Origin of the sequence: Pseudomonas sp. NPDC047961, from assembly GCF_050272435.1 — a bacterium.
In the GTDB taxonomy this organism is placed as follows: domain Bacteria; phylum Pseudomonadota; class Gammaproteobacteria; order Pseudomonadales; family Pseudomonadaceae; genus Stutzerimonas.
In genome coordinates this window covers 37,301-55,252 of sequence record NZ_JBNNMD010000002.1, presented here as the reverse complement: position 1 = coordinate 55,252, position 17,952 = coordinate 37,301, and the positions used below count along the sequence as shown (strand labels likewise).

17 protein-coding genes are annotated in these 17,952 nt (G+C 60.6%); 14 read left to right on the top strand and 3 right to left on the bottom strand.

The genetic code is table 11. From position 1 onward, the window contains the following. Positions 1-5 precede the first annotated feature (5 nt). From ftsL to lpxC, 14 genes are all read left to right on the top strand, one after another. Positions 6-275, top strand: a complete 270-nt coding sequence (gene ftsL, locus ACQKIK_RS06525; protein ID WP_499135876.1) for a cell division protein FtsL — start codon at positions 6-8, stop codon at positions 273-275. Continuing rightward, positions 272-2,002, top strand: coding sequence for a peptidoglycan D,D-transpeptidase FtsI family protein (locus ACQKIK_RS06520; protein WP_499135261.1), 1,731 nt, complete (start codon positions 272-274; stop codon positions 2,000-2,002). The genes ftsL and ACQKIK_RS06520 overlap by 4 nt, the downstream gene beginning before the upstream one ends. Beyond that, entirely contained in the window at positions 2,002-3,465 is a 1,464-nt protein-coding gene (locus tag ACQKIK_RS06515; protein WP_499135260.1) for a UDP-N-acetylmuramoyl-L-alanyl-D-glutamate--2,6-diaminopimelate ligase, read from the top strand. Before ACQKIK_RS06520 ends, ACQKIK_RS06515 begins: the two co-directional genes overlap by 1 nt. Continuing rightward, positions 3,458-4,834, top strand: coding sequence for a UDP-N-acetylmuramoyl-tripeptide--D-alanyl-D-alanine ligase (locus ACQKIK_RS06510; RefSeq protein WP_499135259.1), 1,377 nt, complete (start codon positions 3,458-3,460; stop codon positions 4,832-4,834). The genes ACQKIK_RS06515 and ACQKIK_RS06510 overlap by 8 nt, the downstream gene beginning before the upstream one ends. Then, entirely contained in the window at positions 4,834-5,916 is a 1,083-nt protein-coding gene (gene mraY, locus ACQKIK_RS06505) for a phospho-N-acetylmuramoyl-pentapeptide-transferase (RefSeq protein ID WP_046164252.1), read from the top strand. The genes ACQKIK_RS06510 and mraY overlap by 1 nt, the downstream gene beginning before the upstream one ends. 6 nt (positions 5,917-5,922) lie before the next feature. Beyond that, positions 5,923-7,266, top strand: coding sequence for a UDP-N-acetylmuramoyl-L-alanine--D-glutamate ligase (murD, locus tag ACQKIK_RS06500; RefSeq protein WP_499135257.1), 1,344 nt, complete (start codon positions 5,923-5,925; stop codon positions 7,264-7,266). Next, on the top strand, positions 7,266-8,498 hold the full coding sequence (ftsW, locus tag ACQKIK_RS06495) for a putative lipid II flippase FtsW (RefSeq protein WP_045424843.1): 1,233 nt from the start codon (positions 7,266-7,268) through the stop codon (positions 8,496-8,498). Before murD ends, ftsW begins: the two co-directional genes overlap by 1 nt. Next, entirely contained in the window at positions 8,488-9,558 is a 1,071-nt protein-coding gene (murG, locus tag ACQKIK_RS06490; RefSeq protein WP_499135256.1) for an undecaprenyldiphospho-muramoylpentapeptide beta-N-acetylglucosaminyltransferase, read from the top strand. Before ftsW ends, murG begins: the two co-directional genes overlap by 11 nt. Next, the gene (murC, locus tag ACQKIK_RS06485) at positions 9,551-11,011 is read left to right on the top strand and encodes a UDP-N-acetylmuramate--L-alanine ligase (protein WP_045424848.1); all 1,461 of its coding nucleotides are present in this window, start codon (positions 9,551-9,553) and stop codon (positions 11,009-11,011) included. The genes murG and murC overlap by 8 nt, the downstream gene beginning before the upstream one ends. Beyond that, complete coding sequence (locus ACQKIK_RS06480) at positions 11,008-11,952, top strand: D-alanine--D-alanine ligase (RefSeq protein ID WP_463308550.1); 945 nt, start codon at positions 11,008-11,010, stop codon at positions 11,950-11,952. Before murC ends, ACQKIK_RS06480 begins: the two co-directional genes overlap by 4 nt. 3 nt (positions 11,953-11,955) lie before the next feature. Then, positions 11,956-12,813 carry a cell division protein FtsQ/DivIB gene (locus ACQKIK_RS06475; RefSeq protein ID WP_127840006.1) on the top strand — a complete coding sequence of 286 codons (858 nt, stop codon included), beginning with the start codon at positions 11,956-11,958 and terminating at the stop codon, positions 12,811-12,813. A gap of 12 nt (positions 12,814-12,825) precedes the next feature. Continuing rightward, positions 12,826-14,073: a cell division protein FtsA gene (ftsA, locus tag ACQKIK_RS06470; protein ID WP_499135255.1), complete on the top strand. Its 1,248-nt coding sequence runs from the start codon at positions 12,826-12,828 to the stop codon at positions 14,071-14,073. 47 nt (positions 14,074-14,120) lie between these two features. After that, positions 14,121-15,308, top strand: coding sequence for a cell division protein FtsZ (ftsZ, locus tag ACQKIK_RS06465; RefSeq protein WP_499135254.1), 1,188 nt, complete (start codon positions 14,121-14,123; stop codon positions 15,306-15,308). Between the two features lie 111 nt (positions 15,309-15,419). Beyond that, the gene (gene lpxC, locus ACQKIK_RS06460) at positions 15,420-16,331 is read left to right on the top strand and encodes a UDP-3-O-acyl-N-acetylglucosamine deacetylase (protein ID WP_046164259.1); all 912 of its coding nucleotides are present in this window, start codon (positions 15,420-15,422) and stop codon (positions 16,329-16,331) included. Between the two features lie 82 nt (positions 16,332-16,413). Here lpxC and ACQKIK_RS06455 read toward each other — a convergent pair whose 3' ends face one another. From ACQKIK_RS06455 to ACQKIK_RS06445, 3 genes are all read right to left on the bottom strand, one after another. Continuing rightward, positions 16,414-16,947: a ferritin-like domain-containing protein gene (locus ACQKIK_RS06455; RefSeq protein WP_046164260.1), complete on the bottom strand. Its 534-nt coding sequence runs from the start codon at positions 16,945-16,947 to the stop codon at positions 16,414-16,416. A gap of 106 nt (positions 16,948-17,053) precedes the next feature. Next, the gene (locus tag ACQKIK_RS06450) at positions 17,054-17,185 is read right to left on the bottom strand and encodes a hypothetical protein (protein WP_256203910.1); all 132 of its coding nucleotides are present in this window, start codon (positions 17,183-17,185) and stop codon (positions 17,054-17,056) included. 11 nt (positions 17,186-17,196) lie between these two features. Continuing rightward, the gene (locus ACQKIK_RS06445; protein ID WP_499135253.1) at positions 17,197-17,595 is read right to left on the bottom strand and encodes a Rho termination factor N-terminal domain-containing protein; all 399 of its coding nucleotides are present in this window, start codon (positions 17,593-17,595) and stop codon (positions 17,197-17,199) included. Positions 17,596-17,952 lie beyond the last annotated feature (357 nt).

Genomic DNA, 17,952 nt, shown 5'->3' with positions numbered 1-17,952 from the left:
GCGCCATGCCCAACGGCAGCCTGCTGATGCTGGTGTTGTTTATTGCTGTGCTGATGTCGGCGATTGCTGTCGCCTATAGCGCGCACTGGAACCGCCAGTTGCTCAATGAGCTGTACGGCGAACTCAGTGTGCGTGACAAGGCGCAGGCTGAATGGGGCCGCCTGATACTTGAGCAGAGCACTTGGACTGCTCACAGCCGCATCGAGACCTTGGCTTCCGAGCAGTTGAAGATGCACATCCCTGAAGCGGGCGCTGTCAGGTTGGTGGCGCCATGAAACTCCAGGGCGCGCTCTATCCATGGCGTTTTCGCATCGTGCTCGCTCTGCTGGCACTGATGGTAGGGGCCATTGCTTGGCGAATTGTCGACTTGCAGGTGCTGGATCAGGGGTTTCTAAAAGGGCAGGGAGATGCGCGCAGCGTGCGGCATATTCCAATTCCCGCACACCGTGGCCTCATGACTGATCGTCATGGCGAGCCCCTGGCGGTGAGTACTCCGGTCACCACGCTTTGGGCGAACCCACGCGAAATGCAAAGTGCACAGGCCCGCTGGCCCGAACTGGCTGAAGCGCTGGGCCAGGACACTGCTGAGCTGCATCGGCGCCTCAAGGATCAGGCCGAGCGAGAGTTCATGTACCTGGTACGCGGCCTGACACCTGAGCAGGGGCAGCGAGTTCTGGATCTGGAGATACCGGGCGTTTACGCGCAAGAAGAGTTTCGCCGTTTCTACCCCGCTGGCGAAGTGGCCGCTCACGTGGTGGGTTTTACCGATATCGATGACCGCGGTCGTGAAGGCATGGAGCTGGCCTATAACGAGTGGCTGGCCGGTGTTCCGGGCAAGCGACAGGTGCTCAAGGACCGTCGTGGCCGTCTGATCAAAGATGTTCAGGTCGTCAAGAATGCCAAGGCCGGCAAGGCGCTTGCGCTGTCCCTTGACCTGCGCCTGCAGTATCTGGCGCATCGCGAGCTGCGTAACGCGTTGCTGGAGTTCGGCGCAAAGGCCGGCAGTTTGGTCGTGCTCGACGTGAAAACGGGCGAAGTGCTGGCCATGGTCAACCAGCCGACCTATAACCCGAACAATCGCCGGAATCTGCAGCCAGCGGCGATGCGTAACCGGGCATTGACGGACCTGTTTGAACCGGGTTCGACGATGAAACCCATCTCTATGAGCGCGGCCCTTGAAACGGGCCGGTGGAAGCCCAGCGACCTGGTTGAGGTATGGCCAGGTTCGCTGCGCATCGGTCGCTACACAATCCGCGACGTCTCCAGAACAGAAGGCCGTGAGCTTAGCCTGACGGGCATCCTCATCAATTCTTCCAACGTCGGTATGAGCAAGGTTGCTTTCGATATCGGCGGCGCTGCGATTCATGAGGTCATGCGCAAGATCGGTTTTGGACAGGACACCGGTTTGGGCTTCCCTGGCGAGCGAGTCGGTAATCTTCCAACACATCGTGAATGGCGCCAGGCCGAAACTGCCACGCTTTCATATGGTTATGGCCTGTCGGTAACCGCCGTGCAACTGGCTCACGCCTATGGCGCGCTAGCCAACGATGGCCGCTTGGTGCCGATGTCATTGACCAGGGTCGATCACAAGCCGGAAGGCGTAGAGGTGGTGTCGCCGGAAGTCGCGAAAACCCTCCAAGGCATGCTGCAGGAGGTCATCGAGGCCCCGCGTGGAGTGTTCCGCGCCCAGGTGCCGGGTTATCACGTAGCTGGCAAGAGCGGTACCGCGCGCAAAGCTTCGACCGACAGTCGGGGTTATCAGGAAAATGCCTACCGTTCGATGTTTGCAGGTTTCGGGCCCATGAGTGATCCGCGTATTGCCATCGCAGTGGTCATCGATGAGCCCAGCAAGAGCGGCTATTACGGTGGACTGGTTTCGGCCCCGGTGTTCAGTCGTGTGATGTCAGGCGCGCTGCGCCTGATGAATGTTGCTCCTGACAACTTACCGCCCGAAGACGTCAAAACCGCCGACGCTGACAAGAGCAAGGGAGGGCGTATCTGATGCCGATGCCGCTGAATCAGTTACTGCCTCAAGCTGCCAGCGATACCCTCATTCGAGAGCTGACGCTGGACAGCCGCAAGGTCCGTCCGGGCGATTTGTTTCTGGCTGTGCCCGGTTACCAGCAAGACGGCCGCGTGCACATTGCCGATGCGATTGCCCACGGCGCAGCCGCTATCGCCTACGAAGCCGAAGGTGCTGCGAAAATGACTGCGGCAAGCGCCGAGTTGGTGCCGGTTCGCAATCTGGCGGGGCAGCTATCGGCGATCGCAGGGCGGTTCTATGGCGAGCCAAGCCGCAGCCTGCACCTGGTCGGGGTTACCGGGACCAATGGCAAGACCAGCGTGACCTACCTGATTGCCCAGGCTCTGGACCGCTTGGGTGAGCGTTGCGGGATCATCGGCACCCTCGGTACTGGCTTTCACGGAGAGTTGGTCCTCGGCCAACACACCACGCCTGATGCGATCGGCGTACAGGCCAACCTGGCGAGCCTGAGGAAACAGGGCGCGCGCGCCGTTGCGATGGAGGTGTCCTCGCATGGCCTGGCGCAGGGACGAGTGGCCGCCCTGGCGTTCGATGTGGCTGTGTTTACCAATCTTTCCCGAGATCATCTTGATTATCACGGCTCCATGGAAGCCTACGGTGAGGTCAAGGCGCGGTTGTTCACCAGGCCAGGGCTCAGCTGTCGGGTGATTAATCTGGACGACACCTTGGGCCGTTCGCTCGCGGCACAGCACGCTGATTCACGACTGATCACGTACAGTCTTGAAGATGCGTCGGCTTATCTGTACTGCCCCGAAGCGCGGCTAGACGATAGCGGAATCCATGCACGCTTGGTGACGCCCCAGGGTGAACGTTCGCTGCGTAGCCCGCTGCTCGGTCGGTTTAACGTCAGCAATGTGCTCGCTGCGGTAGGCGCTTTGCTGGGAATGGATTATCCGCTGGACGAAATTCTCGTGGCACTGCGGGAAGTAGACGGCCCTGCCGGTCGGATGCAGCGGCTAGGTGGCGGTGATCGCCCGTTGGTCGTGGTCGATTACGCCCATACGCCCGATGCGCTGGAAAAGGTGCTTGGCGCCCTACGCCCGCATACTCGCGGCAAGTTGTTGTGTCTGTTCGGCTGCGGTGGCGACCGCGACCGTGGCAAGCGCACGCTGATGGCTCAGGTTGCCGAGCGTTTGGCAGATCATGTCACGGTCACTGATGACAATCCGCGCAATGAAGATCCGCTACAGATCCTCGATGAGATTCGTGCAGGTTTCAGTGCACCCGAACAAGTCCTGTTTGTGCCGGGGCGCGCCGCAGCCATTGCCCGCTGTATTGAGAGCGCCAGCATTGACGATGTGGTGCTGCTGGCCGGCAAGGGGCATGAGGACTACCAGGAAATAAAAGGCGAGCGCCTGCCATTCTCCGATCTCGAACAGGCCTTGACGGCCCTGGCTGCCTGGAGGGGTTCTCATGCTTGAAGCCAAGCGTCTTAGTGCTCTGGTCGAGCCGTTGTCAGCCAAGTTGATCAATGCCGATGCAGCGTTTAGCTCTGTCAGCACCGACAGCCGCGCAATCGAGCCTGGGCAGCTTTTCGTCGCGCTCACCGGGCCTCGCTTCGACGGCCATACCTACCTTGCAGAAGTTGCGGCCAAGGGCGCCGTCGCTGCGCTGGTTGAGCGCCATGTGCCAGAGGTTTCGTTGCCTCAGCTTGTTGTTGCTGATAGCCGTATCGCCCTAGGCCAGCTGGGCGCATTGAACCGCAACGCGTTCAGCGGTCCGGTCGCGGCCATTACCGGCTCCAGCGGCAAGACCAGCGTCAAGGAGCTGCTTGCCAGCATCCTGCGCGCTGCCTATGGCGACGATGCGGTTCTCGCTACCCGCGGCAATCTAAACAACGATCTGGGCGCACCGCTCACGCTGCTGGAGTTGGGCGCACAGCACAAGGCTGCGGTGATTGAGCTAGGCGCTTCACGTGTCGGCGAAATTGCCTATACCGTCAGCCTGACTCGGCCAGATGTCAGCTTGATTACCAACGCGGGCACGGCTCATGTTGGCGAATTTGGTGGTCCGGAGAAAATCGTCGAGGCCAAGGGCGAGATTCTCGATGGCCTCGGCCCAAAGGGCGTTGCCGTGCTCAATCGAGACGACCGCGCCTATTCAGTTTGGGAGCGCCGAGTAGCAGGCAAACACGTCGTGAGCTTTGCGTTAACGAGTCCGCTGGCCGACATCCACCCCGCTTCGATTGCCTACGACCTTCGCGGCTGTCCCAATTTCGTCCTGACTGGACCGACCGGGTCGGCGCGCGTCCAGCTGAACTTGCTCGGACGCCACAGCGTAGCCAATGCCCTAGCCGCCGCCGCCGCCGCCAGCGCGTTGGGCGTTTCGCGGGAACATATCGTCGCCGGGCTCGAGAGCCTGCAGCCGGTGAAGGGGCGAGGCGTCGCGCAAATGCTGAGTAATGGCGTTCGCCTCATAGACGACACCTACAACGCCAATCCGGCCTCGGTCTGCGCAGCTATTGACGTGCTGGCGGGCTTTGCCGGACGCACAGTGCTGGTACTGGGTGACATGGGCGAGCTGGGCTCGTGGGCCGAGCAGGGGCACCGAGACGTCGGCAGTTATGCCGTAGGTAAAGTGGACACCTTGTTTGCGGTCGGGCCGCTAATGAAGCACGCCGTCGATGCCTTCGGCCATGGCGCACGCCATTTCGCCGATCAGCAGAGCCTGATCGAGTCTTTGCGACTGGAGCAAGGCAATGCGACCACCATTTTGATCAAGGGATCACGGAGCGCTGCGATGGACAAAGTCGTCGCAGCGCTTTCCGCGTCCGGCATGGAGAAACATTAATGCTGCTGCTACTCGCGGAGTACCTGCAACAGTTCCACACGGGCTTCGCGGTCTTTCAATACCTATCCCTGCGTGGAATTCTTGGCGTACTGACTGCGCTGGTCCTGTCTCTATGGTTGGGACCCTGGTTGATCCGTACGCTTCAGCTGCGCCAAATTGGCCAGGCGGTACGCACTGATGGGCCACAAACGCACCTGTCGAAATCCGGCACGCCAACCATGGGCGGGGCACTGATCCTCAGCGCGATCGCCATCAGCACATTGCTCTGGGCCGATCTGTCTAATCGCTATGTTTGGGTAGTGCTGGCTGTGACCTTGCTGTTTGGCGCGATAGGTTGGGTTGACGACTACCGCAAGGTGATCGAGAAGAATTCTCGCGGCCTCCCGAGTCGCTGGAAGTACTTCTGGCAGTCTGTCTTCGGTGTCGGCGCTGCGATCTTCCTTTATATGACCGCACAGACCCCGGTCGAAACCACCTTGATATTGCCGCTGCTGAAGGACATCGAGATCCCGCTGGGGATCGGCTTCATCGTGCTGACCTATTTCGTCATCGTCGGCTCAAGCAATGCGGTAAATCTCACCGATGGGCTGGACGGCCTGGCGATCATGCCGACTGTGATGGTTGGTGGTGGTCTGGGCATCTTCTGCTACCTGTCGGGCAACGTGAATTTCGCCGATTACCTACTGATTCCATACATCCCAGGAGCCGGTGAGCTGATCGTGTTTTGTGGTGCGCTGATCGGCGCCGGGCTCGGCTTTCTCTGGTTCAACACCTATCCAGCGCAGGTGTTTATGGGCGATGTCGGCGCGCTCGCGCTTGGCGCAGCCCTGGGCACCATTGCCGTGATCGTCCGGCAGGAGGTGGTGCTGTTCATCATGGGCGGGGTCTTCGTGATGGAAACCCTGTCGGTGATGATCCAGGTCGCCTCGTTCAAGCTGACCGGTAAGCGCGTGTTCCGCATGGCGCCGATTCATCACCATTTCGAGCTCAAGGGCTGGCCAGAGCCCCGAGTGATCGTGCGCTTCTGGATCATCACGGTGATCCTGGTGCTGGTCGGTCTCGCCACGCTGAAATTGAGGTAATAAAGAGTGCTCATCGCTTCCGATCAGTTCCGCATCGTCGTAGGTCTCGGCAAGAGCGGCATGTCCTTGGTTCGCCATCTGGCCAGCCGCGGTGTGCCGTTTGCCGTCGCCGATACGCGTGCGAACCCACCGGAGCTGGCCACTCTGCAAGCGCAGTATCCGAATGTCGAGGTTCGGTGTGGCGAGCTCGATCCGCAGTTCCTCAGCCGCGCCAGCGAGCTGTTGGTAAGTCCGGGTTTGCCAATCAGCACGCCGGCATTGCAGGCTGCAGCGGCCAACGGAGTGAAGCTGTCCGGTGACATCGAACTATTCGCACGAGAAGCCAAGGCGCCAATCGTGGCTATCACCGGATCGAACGCGAAAAGCACGGTGACCAGCCTGGTCGGCGAAATGGCTGTTGCGGCCGGTCGCAAGGTGGCCGTGGGAGGGAACCTGGGTACGCCAGCGCTGGATCTGCTGGATGACGATGTCGAGCTCTACGTGTTGGAACTGTCGAGCTTCCAGTTGGAAACCACAGACCAGCTGAATGCCGAGGTCGCAACCTGTCTGAATATCAGCGAAGACCACATGGATCGCTACGACGGGCTGCCGGCCTACCACCAAGCCAAGCATCGTATATTCCGTGGTGCACGTCAGGTTGTGATCAACCGTGATGATCGCCTCAGTCGGCCGCTGATTGCAGATGACCTACCCACCTGGTCCTTCGGCCTCGGCAAGCCTGATTTCAAGGGCTTCGGGTTGTTCGAGGAAAATGGCGAGAAGTATCTCGCCTTCCAGTTCGATGCGCTTATGCCGGCCAACCAATTGAAGATGCGTGGGGCGCATAACCAGTCCAATGCGCTAGCGGCCTTGGCTCTCGGTCACGCTGTCGGCCTCGCGTTCGAGCCGATGCTCACGACCCTGCGAAACTTCAGTGGGCTGGCCCATCGCTGCCAGTGGGTCGGAGAACGCAAAGGCGTTACCTACTACGACGATTCGAAGGCGACTAACGTCGGAGCTGCTCTGGCCGCAATCGATGGGCTGGGTAGCGACATCACGGGCGAGTTGGTGCTCATCGCCGGTGGCGATGGCAAGGGTGCCGATTTCTCGGCCTTGCACAGTCCGGTCTCGCATCAATGCCGCGCGGTTGTTTTGCTGGGGCGCGATGCTCAGCAGCTAGCGGCTGCGCTTGACGGAGCTGCACCCATCCACCGCGTCCAGACACTCCAAGATGCCGTAGAGCTGGCCGCCAAGCTGGCCCAGCCCGGCGATGCGGTCCTACTGTCGCCAGCCTGTGCCAGCCTCGATATGTTCGAGAATTTCGAAGATCGCGGACGTCAGTTCGCCGCCGCGGTGGGGGCGCTCAGCTGATGCTCGCATTCTTGCGTAGTGCGCCTTCGCCCCTGTTCAGCCGTCGCGGTCTGGACCTCGACTTCCCGATGCTCGCAGGCTGCCTGGCGTTGTTGGGCCTTGGCTTGGTCATGATCACTTCCGCGTCCTCCGAAGTCGCAGCGGTGAACGTCGGCAATCCCATGTATTACATGATCCGCCACCTGGTGTACGTCCTGCTCGGACTTGGCGCCGCAGCCTTGGTTCTGTTGGTGCCCCTCTCAGTCTGGCAGCGGCTGGACTGGATGCTGCTGATCGGTGCATTCGTGCTGTTGATCCTGGTGTTGATTCCAGGCATCGGTCGCGAGGTGAACGGTTCCATGCGCTGGATCGGCTTCGGCGCCTTCAACGTACAGCCGTCGGAATTGGCCAAGCTGTTCGTCGTGGTTTACCTCGCCGGTTATCTGGTGCGCCGCCAACAAGAGGTGCGCGAAAGCCTATGGGGCTTCCTCAAGCCGTTTCTGGTTTTGCTTCCTATGGCCATGCTGCTCCTGCTTGAGCCGGACTTTGGTGCAACCGTGGTGATGATGGGCGCGGCGGTCGCCATGCTGTTCCTGGGGGGCGTCGGCCTGGTTCGATTCAGCCTGCTGGTTCTGCTCGCTGTGGGCGCAGTGTTCGTTCTGGTACAGACGCAGGAGTACCGACTGCAGCGGTTGATCACCTTCACCGATCCCTGGGCTGATCAGTACGGTGCGGGCTACCAGCTCACGCAGGCCTTGATCGCATTTGGGCGTGGTGAATGGCTGGGTGTTGGTCTCGGCAACAGCGTGCAAAAGCAGTTCTACCTGCCTGAGGCGCATACCGATTTCGTCTTTTCCGTGCTCGCCGAAGAGCTGGGCATGGTGGGGGCGCTGCTGACGATCCTGCTGTTCGCTTTCGTTGGTGTTCGCGCCTTGTACATCGGGCTTGCGGCCGAGCGGGCGCGGCAGTTCTTCGCTGCTTACATCGCCTGGGGCGTTGCGTTCCTTTGGCTCGGTCAGTTCCTGATTAACGTTGGCGTGAATATCGGGTTGTTGCCGACCAAAGGTCTGACCTTGCCGTTCCTGAGTTATGGCGGCAGCTCGCTGGTGGTGACCTGCGCCAGCATGGCCTTGCTGCTGCGCATCGAGTGGGAAAGCCGCACGGTGCTGGGCAGTGAAGATGCCGAATTCAGCGAAGAGGATTTTGCCGAGGCGCCTGCACCCCAGAGCAAGGGGGCCGCGTATGGGCGGTAATGTTTTGATCATGGCGGGCGGAACCGGGGGACATGTATTCCCAGCGTTGGCCTGCGCTCACGAGTTCCAGAACCGTGGCTATTGCGTGCACTGGCTGGGCACGCCGCGAGGCATCGAAAACGAAGTAGTTCCTGCTGCTGGATTGCCGCTGCACCTGATTCAGGTAAGCGGATTGCGTGGTAAGGGACTGGCGTCGTTGCTCAAGGCGCCGTTCCAGCTGCTGCGCTCGCTTGGTCAGGCGCGGCGCGTGATCCGCGAACTCCGACCGGTTTGTGTGCTTGGGCTTGGTGGCTACGTGACGGGCCCCGGCGGGCTGGCCGCTAAGTTGGCAGGGGTCCCTCTGGTGATCCACGAGCAGAACGCTGTCGCTGGAACTGCCAATCGCAGCCTAGTGCCCTTTGCGCAGCGCGTCTGCGAGGCGTTTCCGAATACATTTGGCGCAAGCTCGAAGCGCCGCACCACCGGTAATCCCGTGCGCCATGAGTTGTTTCTCGAGACGCCGAGACAGACGTTGCTTGGACGCCGCCCACGGCTGCTGGTGCTAGGCGGCAGCCTGGGTGCTGAACCGCTGAACAAGCTGTTGCCGGAGGCGCTTGCCCAGTTACCTAGCGAGCTGCGTCCTGAGGTCTTCCATCAGGCGGGCAAGCAGCACGCCGAGATTACTCAAGAGCGCTATGGCGCGGCGGGTGTCGACGCTGAGGTCGCCCCGTTCATAAAGGATATGGCGCGGGCTTATGCCTGGGCCGATCTGGTGATCTGCCGCTCCGGCGCGCTGACGGTGTGCGAGCTGGCAGCTGCCGGGCTGCCTTCGTTTCTGGTGCCGCTGCCCCACGCGATCGACGACCACCAGACCCGTAACGCCGAATATCTGGCGAAGGAAGGCGCCGCCGTTCTTCTTCCCCAAGCAAAGACCGATGCTGCCGCACTGGCCGCGCAGTTGACCGAGGTAATGATGCAGCCGGAAAAACTCAAGGCCATGGGAGCCACGGCACGTCGCCTGGCTCGGCCGGACGCCACCCGAACCGTCGTCGATATCTGTCTGGAGGTGGCGCATGGCTAAGTCCCCAGCTGCGGTCAAAGCCGAAGTACGGCGCATGCGCCGCATCCGCCGGATTCACTTCGTCGGAGTGGGTGGCGTTGGCATGTGCGGCATCGCCGAAGTGCTGTTGAACCTCGGTTACGACGTTTCCGGTTCGGATCTCAAAACCTCGGCCAGTACCGAGCGCCTGCAGAATTTCGGCGCGCACATTTTCATCGGTCATCAGGCTGGGAACGTCGCTGGGGCTGATGTACTGGTGGTTTCCAGCGCGGTCAACGCTTCCAATCCGGAAGTGGCCTTTGCGCTCGAGCAGCGAATACCGGTCGTGCCGCGCGCTGAGATGCTCGCCGAGCTGATGCGCTATCGCCATGGCATTGCCGTTGCAGGTACCCATGGCAAGACCACCACTACCAGCTTGCTGGCGTCTGTGTTTGCTGCGGGTGGGTTGGATCCGACCTTTGTGATCGGCGGCCGCCTGACCGCGGCAGGCACCAATGCCCAGCTGGGTTCCAGCCGGTATCTGATTGCCGAGGCCGATGAAAGCGACGCCAGCTTCCTGCATTTGCAGCCGATGGTCGCTGTCGTCACTAACATCGACGCCGACCACATGAGCACCTATGGCGGCGATTTCGGCAAGCTAAAGAAGACGTTCGTCGAGTTCTTGCACAACCTGCCGTTTTACGGGCTGGCGGTGCTGTGTGTCGACGACCCGGTAGTGCGCGAAATCATTCCACAGGTCGGGCGCCCAATCACTACGTACGGCATGCATGAAGATGCTGACGTAAGGGCGATCAATGTTCGTCAGGAAGGGATGCGCACCTATTTCACTGTGCTGCGGGACGGCTTCGACGCGCTCGATGTATCGGTCAACATGCCCGGCAACCATAATGTGCTCAACGCCCTGGCAACTATCGCGATTGCCACTGACGAGGGCATCGACGACGAGGCGATCGTCCAGGGCTTGTCTCAGTTTGGTGGGGTCGGCCGGCGTTTCCAGGTTTACGGCGAGTTACCAGTCGAAGACGGCAGTGTGATGCTCGTCGATGATTATGGCCATCACCCGCGTGAAGTGGCCGCTGTGATCCAGGCCGTCCGGGGCGGGTGGCCCGAGCGTCGCTTGGTCATGGTCTATCAGCCGCACCGCTTCAGCCGGACACGTGATCTCTACGACGACTTCGTGCAGGTGTTGAACGACGCGAATGTGTTGCTCGTGATGGAAGTGTATCCAGCCGGCGAGGAACCTATTCCTGGCGCCGACAGCCGCCATCTTTGCCACAGCATCCGCCAGCGCGGCCAACTCGACCCGATCTACATCGAGCGCGGTGTCGACTTGGCTCCGTTGGTCAAACCGCTGCTGCGTCCGGGCGACATTCTGCTTTGCCAGGGCGCTGGCGACATAGGCGGGTTGGCCCCGCAACTCATCAATAGTCCCCTGTTTGCTGGTGCTGCAAGCGCCACGAGGAAGAGCGAATGACGGCCCTGCAATCGACCCGTGACCCCCAGGCGTTCGGCCGGGTCGCCGTGCTCTACGGTGGCAAGAGTGCCGAGCGCGAGGTGTCGCTGAAGTCTGGAGCGGCAGTGCTCGCGGCTCTGCAATCGGCCGGTGTCGACGCGTTCGGCATCGACGTTGACGATAATCTGTTGGCTCGGCTGAGCAGCGAACGCATTGATCGCGCCTTTATCGTGCTGCATGGGCGTGGCGGTGAAGATGGCAGCATGCAAGGCCTGCTCGAGTGCGCCGGAATTCCTTATACCGGGAGCGGTATCCTTGCATCGGCCCTGGCCATGGACAAGCTGCGCACTAAGCAGGTGTGGCAGAGTCTAGGTCTGCCGACCCCGCGGCATGCCGTGCTGGCCAGCGAGGCCGATTGTCGGGCCGCGGCCGAGAGTCTGGGTTTTCCGCTGATCGTCAAACCGGCGCATGAGGGCTCGAGCATCGGCATGGCGAAGGTCGGCGGTGTCGCTGAACTTATCGCTGCCTGGCGCGGCGCGAGTGCTTACGACTCGCAGGTGCTGGTCGAGCAATGGATCCAGGGGCCGGAGTTCACTATCGCCACTCTGCGCGGCACCGTGCTCCCACCGATTGGTCTGGGTACGCCGCACACCTTCTACGACTACGACGCGAAGTATGTCGCCAATGACACCCAGTACCGGATCCCTTGCGGGCTGGATGCGGCCAAAGAACAGGAGCTGAAGGACTTGTCCGCTCGCGCCTGCGAAGCAGTGGGTATCCAGGGCTGGGCGCGTGTCGATGTTATGCAGGATGACGCGGGGGCTTTCTGGCTACTGGAAGTCAATACCGTACCGGGCATGACCGATCACAGCCTGGTGCCGATGGCTGCGCGGGCAGCAGGGCTGGATTTCCAGCAGCTGGTACTTGCAATTCTGGACGCCAGCCTGGCGACGGAGAACTGATCGATGATCACCACGCTGCGTCACTCTCAACCCGCCACCGGCCGCACCTCGCGCAAGCCGGTACAGCGGGGTGCGAGCCGCCTGGTGCAGCGCGAACCGCTTTCGGCGCGCTTGCCGCGGCCGAGCCTGGGTTCGCTCAAGCGTGCACTGTGGCCGGTATTGCTTGTGGGGCTGGCTGTGGGGCTTTACCAGCTGGGTGACTATCTCGCGCCCTATGCCGATCGGCCGATTGCCAAGGTAAGCGTTCGGGGCGAACTGACCTACGTCGATCAGCAAGCGGTGCAGGCGCGCATGGCGCCGTTTGTCGAGGCCAGTTTCTTTAAGGTTGATCTCGACGCTTTGCGTCGCGACCTTGAACAGATGCCGTGGATAGCCCATGTCGAAGCGCGCCGAATCTGGCCAGACGAGGTCATGGTGCGTCTTGACGAGCAATTGCCCATTGCCCGCTGGGGCGACGAATCGCTGCTGAACAACAACGGTCAGGCCTTCGCGCCGGACAATTTGGCTCGGTATGAACACTTGCCGCAGTTATATGGTCCGAAGCGGGCCCAGCAGCGGGTGATGCAGCAGTACCAGGTGCTCAGCCAGATGCTGCGGCCCCTCGGTTTCTCCATTGCTCGCCTGGAACTGCGAGCACGGGGCAGCTGGTTTGTGACGACCGGGCAGGGCGTCGAGCTGCTACTGGGAAGGGATCAGATAATCGAAAAAATGCGGCGCTTCACTGCCATCTACCAGCAAGAGCTGGCGCAGGAGAGCGACAAAATTGCGCGGATCGACCTTCGCTACGCCAATGGCCTCGCCGTTGCGTGGCGGGAGCCGAGCCCGACCACGACGGACGAATCCGTCGTAGCGAAGAATTGAGGAATGAAACACATGTCTAGCGTGCAAAGCGGCAAGATGATCGTCGGTCTCGATATCGGCACCTCCAAGGTGGTGGCGCTGGTCGGCGAAGTGACGCCGGATGGCGAGCTCGAGATCGTCGGGATCGGGACCCATCCGTCGCGTGGATTGAAAAAAGGCGTGGTGGTCAATATCGAGTCCACCGTTCAGTCGATCCAGCGCGCAGTTGAAGAGGCTCAGCTGATGGCGGGCTGCCGCATCCATTCTGCGTTCGTCGGTCTGGCTGGCAACCATATCCGCAGCCTCAATTCGCACGGCATCGTTGCCATCCGTGATCGTGAAGTCAGCACCGCCGACCTCGAACGTGTGCTCGACGCTGCACAGGCTGTGGCGATCCCGGCTGATCAAAGGGTTCTGCACACGCTGCCGCAGGATTACGTGATCGATAACCAGGAAGGTGTGCGAGAACCACTGGGCATGTCCGGGGTACGCCTGGAAGCCAAGGTCCATGTGGTCACCTGTGCGGTCAATGCAGCGCAGAACATCGAAAAGTGCGTGCGCCGTTGTGGTCTAGAGGTTGACGACATCATCTTGGAACAGCTCGCCTCGGCCCATGCTGTGCTGACCGATGACGAGAAAGAGTTGGGCGTCTGCCTGGTCGATATCGGTGGCGGGACCACCGACATTTGCATCTTCACCGAAGGCGCTATCCGGCATACCGCTGTCATTCCGATCGCAGGTGACCAAGTCACCAACGACATCGCCATGGCGCTGCGCACTCCGACTCAGTATGCGGAGGAGATCAAGATCCGCTACGCCTGCGCACTGGCCAAGTTGGCTGGGCCCGGCGAGACCATCAAGGTACCGAGCGTCGGCGAGCGTCCGCCGCGGGAACTCTCACGTCAGGCTCTGGCCGAAGTCGTGGAGCCGCGCTATGACGAACTCTTCACCTTGATTCAGGCTGAGCTGCGTCGCAGCGGCTACGAGGATCTGGTTCCAGCAGGGATCGTTCTCACCGGCGGTACAGCCAAGATGGAAGGCGCCGTCGAACTCGCAGAAGAAATCTTCCACATGCCGGTGCGCCTAGGCGTACCCCATAGCGTCAAAGGACTCGCGGACGTGGTCCGCAATCCCATCTATTCAACGGGTGTGGGCCTGTTGCTTTACGGAATGCGCAAGCAGACCGACGGCGCATCCATGTCCGGTCTCGGCAATTTCGCCGAAGAACCCAAAACATCTGTCGTGGACCGGCTCAAGAGCTGGGTCCAGGGCAATTTCTGAGCAGTGCGGCTGTATCTAAAACTAGAAAGCTGGAAGGAGAGAGGGAAATGTTCGAACTCGTAGATCATACCCCGCAAAGTGCAGTGATTAAGGTCATTGGCGTAGGCGGAGGCGGCGGCAACGCCGTCAATCACATGGTGCGCAACAACGTTGAAGGTGTGGAATTCATCTGCGCCAACACCGATGCTCAGGCGCTGAAGAAAATCGAAGCGCGGACCGTACTGCAGTTGGGGTCGGCCATTACCAAGGGGCTGGGCGCCGGTACCAATCCTGATATCGGTCGTCAGGCCGCGATGGATGACCGCGAGCGCATTGCCGAGGTGCTGCAGGGCGCCGACATGGTATTCATCACCACCGGCATGGGCGGCGGTACCGGCACCGGCGCCGCGCCGGTCATCGCTTCGGTGGCCAAGGAAATGGGCATTCTCACCGTTGCAGTCGTGACCCGTCCGTTCCCGTTCGAAGGGCGTCGTCGCATGCAGGTCGCCGACGAAGGCATTCGCCAGCTGTCCGAGTGCGTCGACTCGCTGATCACCATCCCCAACGAAAAGCTGCTGACCATCCTCGGCAAGGATGCGAGCCTGCTTTCCGCCTTCGCCAAGGCTGACGATGTGCTGACCGGTGCCGTGCGCGGCATCTCCGACATCATGCAGCGTCCAGGCCTGATGAACGTCGACTTCGCTGACGTTAAAACGGTCATGGGCGAGATGGGCATGGCCATGATGGGGACTGGTTGTGCTACCGGTCCGAACCGCGCTCGCGAGGCCACCGAGGCCGCGATCCGCAACCCACTGCTGGAAGACGTCAACCTGCAGGGCGCGCGTGGCATTCTGGTTAACATTACCGCTGGTCTGGATCTTTCGCTGGGCGAGTACGCTGCGGTGGGTGAGATCATCGAGGCGTTCGCCTCCGACGAAGCGACTGTAAAGGTGGGTGCAGTAATCGACCCCGATATGCTGGACGAACTGCACGTGACGGTGGTGGCCACTGGTCTCGGACCGCGCAATGAGAAGCCGGTCAAGGTTGTAGACAATACCCTGCAGACTGCAGCCGTTGCGCCGCAGACCGCCCCTGTTGCGCGTCAGGATCAGGCAGCGGTGAACTATCGTGACCTGGACCGCCCGACCGTGATGCGTAATCAGGCGCATGCAGCGGCTACCGCGGCGAAGATGAATCCTCAGGAGGACTTGGATTACCTGGACATCCCGGCGTTCTTGCGTCGTCAGGCTGATTGATTGGATGTATCAGGACTATCGGGGTGATTGGTATTCAGCAAAGTTGGGTTCTGCTATGATCGCCACCTTTGTTGGAAACCATTCGCAACAGCGCACTAGCGAAAACGAGCCATGATCAGACAACGCACCTTGAAGAACATCATTCGCGCCACTGGCGTCGGCCTGCACTCGGGGGAGAAGGTTTACCTCACCCTGAAGCCGGCTCCCGTGGATACCGGAATCGTGTTCTGTCGCACCGATCTCAATCCGCCTGTGCACATCGCCGCACGGGCCGAGAACGTTGGCGAGACGACCATGTCGACTACGCTGGTCAGCGGTGACGTCAAAGTCGATACGGTGGAGCATTTGCTTTCAGCGATGGCTGGGCTGGGCATCGACAATGCCTATGTTGAGCTTTCCGCTTCGGAAGTGCCGATCATGGACGGTAGCGCTGGGCCCTTCGTATTCCTGATTCAATCGGCCGGACTGCAGGAGCAGGACGCGCCCAAGAAGTTCATCCGCATCATCCGCGAGGTTTCGGTGGAGGATGGCGACAAGCGCGCCACATTCCTGCCATTCGAAGGCTTCAAGGTGAGTTTCGAGATCGATTTCGATCATCCGGTTTTCCGAGGCCGAACCCAGACTGCCAGCGTGGATTTCTCCAGTACCTCCTTTGTCAAGGAGGTCAGTCGAGCGCGCACGTTCGGTTTCATGCGCGACATCGAGTTCCTTCGCTCGCACAACCTGGCCCTGGGTGGAAGCGTCGAAAACGCCATCGTGGTCGATGAAGACCATGTGCTTAACGAAGACGGCCTGCGGTATGAGGACGAGTTCGTGAAACACAAGATTCTCGATGCAATTGGTGATCTTTACTTACTGGGCACTAGCCTGATCGGCGAATTCCGCGGCTTTAAATCCGGACATGCCTTGAACAACCTTTTGCTGCGCACCCTGATGGAACAAAAGGATGCGTGGGAAGTGGTGACGTTCGAAGAGTCCCAGACCGCACCGATCTCCTACATGCGTCCGGCGGCTGCCGGCTGAGCTGTACTCTCTTTCCTTTTTTTGAGGCCACCTTTTGGGTGGCCTTTTTTTTGGGGGGCAGCGACAGGTGCGTACGATTCGGTCAGTTCATACCATCTAGCAAACCGGCCATGTCATCGGCGTGCTCTTCTTCCTGAGCGAGGATGTCCTCGAAGATGCGTCGCGTAGTTGGGTCTTTATCTCCGATGTATTGGACGATCTCGCGGTAGCTGTCGATCGCGATGCGCTCCGCCACTAGATTCTCGAACACCATGTCACGCAGGCCGTTTCCCTCAGCATATTGCGCATGGGCGCGCTCAGTGAGACCGTCCGGGTTGAAGTCCGGGGCACCACCGAGCTGAACGATGCGTTCGGCCAGACGGTCGGCATGCTCTTGTTCTTCATTGGCGTGCTCGAGAAACTCCTCAGCGGCGACGCTCGATTTCAAGCCTGTGGCCATATAGTAGTGGCGCTTGTAGCGCAGGTAGCAGACTAGCTCGGTCGCCAGCGCCTCATTGAGCAGGTTGATCACCGTATCGCGATCGGCCGAATAGCTTTCGGTCACCGCGCCGTTCTCGACATGCTGGCGCGCGCGCTCGCGCAAAGTCTGTTTATCGCTCAATTGCACGTAACTCATCACGGTCTCCTGGGTCTGTGGCGCGCGATATGCGCAGCCGGGTGGGCGTCGCGCCTGTCGGCGTCTCGCTGGGCCCTAAGCTGTGATAGGCAGGGATGCGGAAAGTTTAGCCGCGTCCGTCACTGGGGCGTTCCGGCTTGCCCGGCTCTTCAATAGGAATTGGCTCACCGGGTTCTTTGCGTTCCGGCTCGGGAATCGGGCTTGGTGTCCCGTCGTCGCGAGGGTCGGGTTCCTGCATTCTATATCTCATCAACTGAGCGCCTTTATCAGCTCGTCCTTGCGCATCTTCGAACGACCGTGCACATCACGCTCCTGCGCTTTATGCATCAGTTCGTCGCGGGTGAGATCAGTAAGGGATGTGCTACCTGAACGGTCGCTACGTGTCGAGCTCTTGTTGGGTGAATCGCCGGAGCGAGCCTCTGCCGCTCGATGTGCTGAATCCTTGCGGTCGGCTCGCTTGGCTGTCTCGCTTTTCTCTTGTCCCGAACCGCCTTTGCGTTCGCCCCCACCGGATTGTTTGTTGACAGTGGCCCAAGCTCGCGCTTCTGCTTCTTTAGCTGGTACGCCGCGCTCTTCATAGCTGTCTTCGATATGTTCGGCTTTACGTTGTTGTTTATCGGTGTATTTGGATTTCTCGCCTCTAGGCATGACGGCGTCCTCCTGGTGGGGTAGCAATTCGGACCTACTGGCGGTGGCGTCTGACTATTTGCCGCGCCGCCTATTCTGTTTGGTCCCTGTCGCCGGCCTCGAGTTTCACTCGTGTTAGCATTACCGGCTGGCGCAACGGCCCGCCGACGGCATGGATGAGGCATCCTGCTCACGGCCCGAGGCGACGCGTTAGGTCAGCACGAGCACAATAATTCTTGCTACGCCTCGATCGGGCGGAACAAAACGCATTTATGCTGGCCTGAACCAAGCGCGGGCCGCGCTATCTCGGTAGCTGCAGACTGATGCGTGTATCGAGTTTGTTACGAATCCATGCCTGCCGTTTTACGGCAGGCCTTG

What these genes read in the sequence shown, in the direction of transcription:
- murG (WP_499135256.1), top strand. Translation starts at nt 8,488, where the DNA reads ATGGGCGGTAATGTTTTGATCATGGCGGGCGGAACCGGGGGACATGTA.
- ACQKIK_RS06510 (WP_499135259.1), top strand. Translation starts at nt 3,458, where the DNA reads ATGCTTGAAGCCAAGCGTCTTAGTGCTCTGGTCGAGCCGTTGTCAGCC.
- ftsW (WP_045424843.1), top strand. Translation starts at nt 7,266, where the DNA reads ATGCTCGCATTCTTGCGTAGTGCGCCTTCGCCCCTGTTCAGCCGTCGC.
- ACQKIK_RS06450 (WP_256203910.1), bottom strand. Translation starts at nt 17,185, where the DNA reads ATGCAGGAACCCGACCCTCGCGACGACGGGACACCAAGCCCGATTCCC.
- mraY (WP_046164252.1), top strand. Translation starts at nt 4,834, where the DNA reads ATGCTGCTGCTACTCGCGGAGTACCTGCAACAGTTCCACACGGGCTTC.
- ACQKIK_RS06515 (WP_499135260.1), top strand. Translation starts at nt 2,002, where the DNA reads ATGCCGATGCCGCTGAATCAGTTACTGCCTCAAGCTGCCAGCGATACC.
- ACQKIK_RS06475 (WP_127840006.1), top strand. Translation starts at nt 11,956, where the DNA reads ATGATCACCACGCTGCGTCACTCTCAACCCGCCACCGGCCGCACCTCG.
- lpxC (WP_046164259.1), top strand. Translation starts at nt 15,420, where the DNA reads ATGATCAGACAACGCACCTTGAAGAACATCATTCGCGCCACTGGCGTC.
- ACQKIK_RS06480 (WP_463308550.1), top strand. Translation starts at nt 11,008, where the DNA reads ATGACGGCCCTGCAATCGACCCGTGACCCCCAGGCGTTCGGCCGGGTC.
- ftsA (WP_499135255.1), top strand. Translation starts at nt 12,826, where the DNA reads ATGTCTAGCGTGCAAAGCGGCAAGATGATCGTCGGTCTCGATATCGGC.
- ACQKIK_RS06455 (WP_046164260.1), bottom strand. Translation starts at nt 16,947, where the DNA reads ATGAGTTACGTGCAATTGAGCGATAAACAGACTTTGCGCGAGCGCGCG.
- ACQKIK_RS06445 (WP_499135253.1), bottom strand. Translation starts at nt 17,595, where the DNA reads ATGCCTAGAGGCGAGAAATCCAAATACACCGATAAACAACAACGTAAA.
- ACQKIK_RS06520 (WP_499135261.1), top strand. Translation starts at nt 272, where the DNA reads ATGAAACTCCAGGGCGCGCTCTATCCATGGCGTTTTCGCATCGTGCTC.
- ftsZ (WP_499135254.1), top strand. Translation starts at nt 14,121, where the DNA reads ATGTTCGAACTCGTAGATCATACCCCGCAAAGTGCAGTGATTAAGGTC.
- murC (WP_045424848.1), top strand. Translation starts at nt 9,551, where the DNA reads ATGGCTAAGTCCCCAGCTGCGGTCAAAGCCGAAGTACGGCGCATGCGC.
- ftsL (WP_499135876.1), top strand. Translation starts at nt 6, where the DNA reads ATGCCCAACGGCAGCCTGCTGATGCTGGTGTTGTTTATTGCTGTGCTG.